Raw genomic sequence first — 5,580 nt, 5'->3', positions numbered from 1 at the left:
GCCCCCGCTGCTGGAGCTGCTCTCCCGCATCGCGCCCCCGGAAGCGCGATGAACTCCTGGCAGTTCGGCTTCCAGGACTTCGACCCCGACGACGAGGGACGTCGCGAAGCCCTGTGCGCGCTGGGCAACGGCTACTTCGCCACCCGCGGCGCCGCACCGGAATCCACCGCCGACGACGTGCACTACCCAGGGACCTACGTCGCAGGCTGCTACGACCGGCTCACCACCGAGGTCGCCGACCGGGAAGTGGAGGACGAATCGCTGGTCAACATGCCGAACTGGCTGCCGCTGACCTTCCGGATCGACGACGGCCCCTGGTTCGACCTGACGCACGTCGACGTGCTCGACCACGAGCAGGAACTCGACCTCGAACGCGCGATCCTGGTGCGCCGCTTGCGCTTCCGCGACGAGCGCGGTCGCACCACGAGGTACGTGCAGCGCCGGTTCGTGCACATGGCCGAGCAGCACCTCGCCGGACTGGACACCACGCTGGTCGCCGAGGACTGGTCCGGCAGCGTCACGTTCCGCAGCGGCATCGACGGGCACGTGACCAACAGCGGTGTCGCCCGCTACCGCACGCTCAACGCCCAGCACCTCACCGACCACCACTCGTTCGAGTCCACATCGGACACCGTGGTGCTGCACGCGCGGACGTCCCAGTCGCGCGTCCGCGTCGCCGAAGCCGGGCGCGCGCGGGTGTTCGTGGACGGCGAACCGGTCGACGCCGAACGCTCGCTGATCCAGCAGAACGACCTGATCGCCCACTCCGTCACCGTCCACGTCGAGCGGGGATCCGAGGTCCGCGTCGAGAAGATCGCCTCGGTGCACACCTCCCGGGACGCGGCCTCGACCGAACCCGTCGTCGAAGCCGTGGACGAGGTGCGCTGCGCTCCGGGCTTCGACGAGCTGTGCCGGTCGCACGCCCTGGCGTGGTCCCGGCTGCACCGGGAATTCCACTGCGGACTGTCGATGAGCGAGGACGCGCAGCGGTCGGTGCGGCTGCACCTGTTCCACCTGCTGCAGACGATCTCGCCCCACAGCAGCGATCTCGACGTCGGCGTGCCCGCGCGCGGACTGCACGGCGAGGCCTACCGCGGGCACGTGTTCTGGGACGAGCTGTTCGTGCTGCCCACCCTCACCCTGCGCCGTCCGCTGCTGGCCCGATCGCTGCTGATGTACCGCTACCGCAGGCTCGACCGGGCGCGCCGAGCCGCCGCCGCAGCCGGGCTGCCCGGCGCGATGTTCCCGTGGCAGAGCGGCAGCAACGGCCGGGAGGAGAGCCAGCGGGTGCACCTCAACCCGCGTTCCGGGCGCTGGCTGCCCGACCGCACTTACCTGCAGCGGCACGTCGGCATCGCCATCGCGCACAACATCCACCACTACCACCGGGCCACCGGCGACGACGAGTTCCTCGGCGAGTTCGGCGCGGAGGTGCTGCTGGAGATCACCCGGTTCTTCGCCGCGCTGACCCACTACGACCGCAGCCGGGACCGCTACATCATCCGCGGCGTGGTCGGCCCGGACGAGTACCACACGGGCTACCCGGACCAGGAGCGTCCCGGCATCGACAACAACGCCTACACCAACATCATGACGGCCTGGCTGTGCCGCACCGCCGCGCAGGTCCTGCGCGAGCTGCCCGCCGAGCGGCGCCACGAGCTCATCGAGCAGCTCGAGCTGCGCCACGGCGAGGTCGACCGGTGGAAGCGGATCGCGCAGCGGATGTTCGTGCCGTTCCACGGCGACGGCATCATCAGCCAGTTCGAGGGCTACGACCGGCTCGCCGAACTCGACTGGGACGGCTACCGGCAGCGCTACGGCGACATCCAGCGCCTGGACCGCATCCTCGAGGCGGAGGGCGACGACCCCAACCGCTACCAGGCGTCCAAGCAGGCCGACGTGCTGATGCTGTTCTACCTGCTGTCGGCCGACGAGCTGGCCGAACTGCTCGGCGGACTCGGATACCCGATGCCCGCCGACACGATCCCGAACAACATCCAGTACTACTTGCAGCGCACCAGCCACGGCTCGACGCTCAGCGCGGTGGTGCACGCCTGGGTGCTCGCCCGCAGCCGCCGGCACCAGGCGCTGGAGTTCTTCGACCACGTGCTCGCCGCCGACATCCACGACACCCAGCGCGGCACCACCAGCGAGGGCATCCACCTCGCCGCCATGGCCGGAAGCGTCGACCTGCTGCAGCGCTGCTTCGCCGGCATCGAAGTCCTCGACGGCGCGCTGCGCCTCAACCCGCTGTGGCCGACCGAACTCGGCGACCTGGAGCTGACCATCCGCTACCGCGGTCAACCCCTGAACATCACCGTCACCGGCCGCACCGCAACCGTGCACACCGCCCCCGGCCCCGCCCAGCAACCCATCACCTGCGCCTGCGGCCCCCGAACCGTCCAACTCGGCTCCGGCGAAACAGCACACTTCTCCCTGGAACAACACCCCTGGAAACCCGATTCCTCCTGACACCCCGCCCTCGAACGCAGGACGAAAAATGCCCACCACAACCGCAGGTTTCAGTCGCGACTGATAACAGTTTCAATTGAAACTGCGGACCCACCCGGACACGGCACCGGCGTGTCAGACCCCGACATGCCGGGACCTGTGGACAGGTTCCGGGTCCTGTGGAGAACTTCCGCAATTTCAATGGAAATCGGACCTCCGATTTCCATTGAATTTGCACGGGGTGCGGCCGGTGACCGCGGAGCACGACCGGCACGCACGACGAGGCCGGAGGTAGTTTTGAGCGAGTTCGAGCTGGCGTCAGCTGTGCAGGTGCGCTGGTTCGCCGGTCAGCTGCTCCACGTCGTCCGTCGCTGCTCGCAGCAGGTGGTGGGCCAGTTCGAACAACGCACGCGCCGCAGCCAGTTCAGCCCCGATCTCCGGCACGTTGGTGTCGTCGGGATTGCGCTTGGCCACGCCCCTGCCCTGCAGATCGGTCGCGTCCCGCGTGCGCAACCGAGCTTTCGCGACCGTGCGGTCGTCCCCCTCGGTGAGGTCGATGTCGACCGTCCAGCGCTCCGTCTCGAGCATCGCGCACCGCCCCCTCACTCCGAGCGAACTCGTCGACCGGAGCACGCGAACAGCACTGCGGCAAGAACCCCGGCGATCAGGAACGCCGCACCTTCGCCCAGGAGGAGGGCGATCAGCGCGAGGAAGGCCGCCACCGCTCCGAGCGCCCGGGCCAGCGTCAACCACGCCAGGACGCGCGTCAGCAGGTGGGATCGGGTCATCCTGCGCGAGAACTCCGGGTCCTCCGAGGACAACCGCTGCTCGATCGCGTCGAAGAGCCGCCGTTCGTGGCGCCGCAGCATGGGACACCTCCAGGCCGACGAGCACGAGAACCTTGCGTCACCAGCATCCCCGGCCGGCGAGCACGCCGACCAGAGCCGATGTGCCCGGACGGCTCAGCCGCCGATGCGGTGCGGCACCGGATCATCGACCCGGTGCCGCGCGCCGCTGTCGGGCGAGAGGTGGATCTGGACCCCGTAGACGACCCAGCCCAGCGCGGCGAGCAGGAGCCAGTTGATGGACCGGTAGACCAGGACCGTCGCCAGTGCCGGGGCGATCGGTGTTCCCGACGCGAGCAGCACGCCCAGCAGCCCCGCCTCGGCGAGTCCCGCACCACCGGGGAAGACCTGGAGCGCGATCGCTCCCTGCACCGCGAGGTAGCCCGCCACCAGCGTCGACCACGGCACCGGATGCCCCAGCGCCGCAACGCTCGCGCACAGGCTGAGGTAGTCCACGATCCAGCTCAGCGCGGCGAACGCGACGATGGCCGCCCACTGCCGCCCGCTCGGGCGCAGCATCGCGATCCGGTCCGACAACCGCCGCGCGACCGCGTCCGGATCCTTCGCCCAAGAAGTCGTCCGCCCGGGCATCGCGCGAACCAGCCGGGCGCAGCCCCGCAAGCAGCGGTGCAGCGCGGACGAGCGCACGAGCACCACCCAGCACGCGCAGGAAGTGATCAACAGCCCTGCGGCCAGCAAGCCGGCGAGCAGCGGCGACATCACCCCGGTTCCCCCGGCGCCGGCGAGGCCGAGCAGCGCCAGCACCGCCGTCGCGACGACTCCGCAGAGCACCACCGACCAGGTGCCCAGCGCGAGGTCGACGCCGCGTTTTCGCAGCTGGACCGCCGCGTAGGCGAAACCCGCCGCATTGCCGACCGCGGGCAGGGTCGTCGACAGCGCGTTCTCCGCGAAGTTGATCGCCTGCACGGTCCGGACCGGCAGCACGACACCGCCCGCCAGCAGCAGTCGGCGGTGCAGTTCTCCGTAGGCCACCAGGGAAGCGACGGACAACGCGATCGCCACGCCGAACCAGATCCAGCTCAGGTGTGCGAGCTCCCCGCCCAGCCGGCCGGCTTCCGCGGCGAGGGCCGGGAACTGCCACCCCAGCACACCCAACCCGCACAGCACCACGGTCCACTGCGCGATCGTGCGAATCCGGTTCCGCATCCGCGCTCCCCGTGCCCCGGTGCCGCCACATCGACATCCCACGGTGAACTGCGGGCAGTTCTCGACGTCAGAGTCCAACGGCCCGTGTGCCGACGCCGACCCGGGTACCCGAGGTGGCACCGGTTCGTCGGCAGCAGGGGGACGGCATGCATTCGCGTGGACAGGTGGTCGTCGGGGTGGACGGATCCCCGGAATCGCTGATCGCTGCCGCGTGGGCAGCCGATGAGGCCGAGCTGGGGCGCACCGGGCAGGTGCAGTTCGTGATGGTGAGCGGCGATCGGCTGGCCGACGACGAGGCGTGGGAGACCGTCGGCCCGATCGCGAACCGCTTCACGCCGCAGCTGCCGGGGCTGGAGGTGACGGCGAGGGTCGCGCACGGCGACCCAGCGGACGTGCTGGTCCAGCTCTCCGACGACGCGCAGCTGATCGCGGTCGGCTCGCGCGGGCGCAGCGCCCTGGCCGCGACCCTGCTCGGATCGGTCAGCGCCAAGGTGGCCACGCACTCCCGGTGCCCGGTCGTGGTCGTCCGCAAGCACCGCCGCAACGGGCCGGTGGTGGTCGGCCTGGACAACTCCCCGCACAGCCAGGCCGCACTGCGGTACGCGTTCGACGCCGCAGCCAGGTACGAGTGCGACCTAGTAGCCGTGCAGGTGTGGGAGCACGCTGAGCCCGCACCGATCGTGCCGCCCTTGGAGCACGAGCTGGTCGACCTGCGCGACGAAGCGCTGCGCGGCCTGGCCGAACAGCTGTCCGGTTGCACCGAGGCCTATCCGAACGTGCCGGTCCGCAAGGTCGCGCAACGAGGGCACCCGGTGGCTGAACTCGCTGCCGCCGCTGAGGAAGCGCGTCTGCTGGTCGTCGGGCACCGCGGTCGCGGCGGCTTCGCCGGGCTCCTGCTGGGCTCGGTGGCGATGGGCGCGCTGCACCACGCGCAATGCCCGGTCGCCGTGGTCCGGGACGCGAGAGAGTGAGGAGTTCACCATGTCCGCTGCTGTCGTGGTGGGCGTCGACGGTTCCGAGAGCTCCGATCGCGCAGCCGAATGGGCTGCCGCGGAAGCGGATCGCCGGCACGCCCCGCTGCACGTCGTGATCGCCAACGACGACCCGGTGCGCGCGG

Annotated in this window: 6 protein-coding genes; 3 read left to right on the top strand and 3 right to left on the bottom strand. The window is 70.4% G+C overall.

What is annotated here, in order from left to right; translation table 11 throughout:
* Positions 1-2,472 (top strand): glycoside hydrolase family 65 protein (locus ABTZ89_RS34900; RefSeq protein WP_351052977.1); only part of this gene is annotated, 2,472 nt, incomplete at its 5' end.
* Between the two features lie 297 nt (positions 2,473-2,769).
* Here ABTZ89_RS34900 and ABTZ89_RS34895 read toward each other — a convergent pair.
* The 3 genes from ABTZ89_RS34895 to ABTZ89_RS34885 form a co-directional block, all read right to left on the bottom strand.
* Positions 2,770-3,039: a DUF1876 domain-containing protein gene (locus ABTZ89_RS34895; protein WP_270947724.1), complete on the bottom strand. Its 270-nt coding sequence runs from the start codon at positions 3,037-3,039 to the stop codon at positions 2,770-2,772.
* A gap of 14 nt (positions 3,040-3,053) precedes the next feature.
* The gene (locus ABTZ89_RS34890; protein ID WP_351052974.1) at positions 3,054-3,320 is read right to left on the bottom strand and encodes a DUF3040 domain-containing protein; all 267 of its coding nucleotides are present in this window, start codon (positions 3,318-3,320) and stop codon (positions 3,054-3,056) included.
* A 93-nt stretch (positions 3,321-3,413) separates the two neighbouring features.
* Positions 3,414-4,463: a lysylphosphatidylglycerol synthase transmembrane domain-containing protein gene (locus tag ABTZ89_RS34885; protein WP_351052971.1), complete on the bottom strand. Its 1,050-nt coding sequence runs from the start codon at positions 4,461-4,463 to the stop codon at positions 3,414-3,416.
* A gap of 146 nt (positions 4,464-4,609) precedes the next feature.
* On the opposite strand from ABTZ89_RS34885, the gene ABTZ89_RS34880 reads away from it, so the two are divergent.
* Together ABTZ89_RS34880 and ABTZ89_RS34875 are read left to right on the top strand one after the other, a co-directional pair.
* Positions 4,610-5,434, top strand: a complete 825-nt coding sequence (locus ABTZ89_RS34880) for a universal stress protein (RefSeq protein ID WP_351052968.1) — start codon at positions 4,610-4,612, stop codon at positions 5,432-5,434.
* A gap of 10 nt (positions 5,435-5,444) precedes the next feature.
* Positions 5,445-5,580 (top strand): universal stress protein (locus tag ABTZ89_RS34875; RefSeq protein ID WP_351052980.1); only part of this gene is annotated, 136 nt, incomplete at its 3' end.

Origin of the sequence: Saccharopolyspora sp. NPDC002686, assembly GCF_040295745.1 — a bacterium.
Lineage (GTDB): Bacteria > Actinomycetota > Actinomycetes > Mycobacteriales > Pseudonocardiaceae > Saccharopolyspora > Saccharopolyspora oryzae.
Note: the sequence above shows the minus strand (reverse complement) of the source record. Positions and strands in the feature narration are given on the sequence as shown.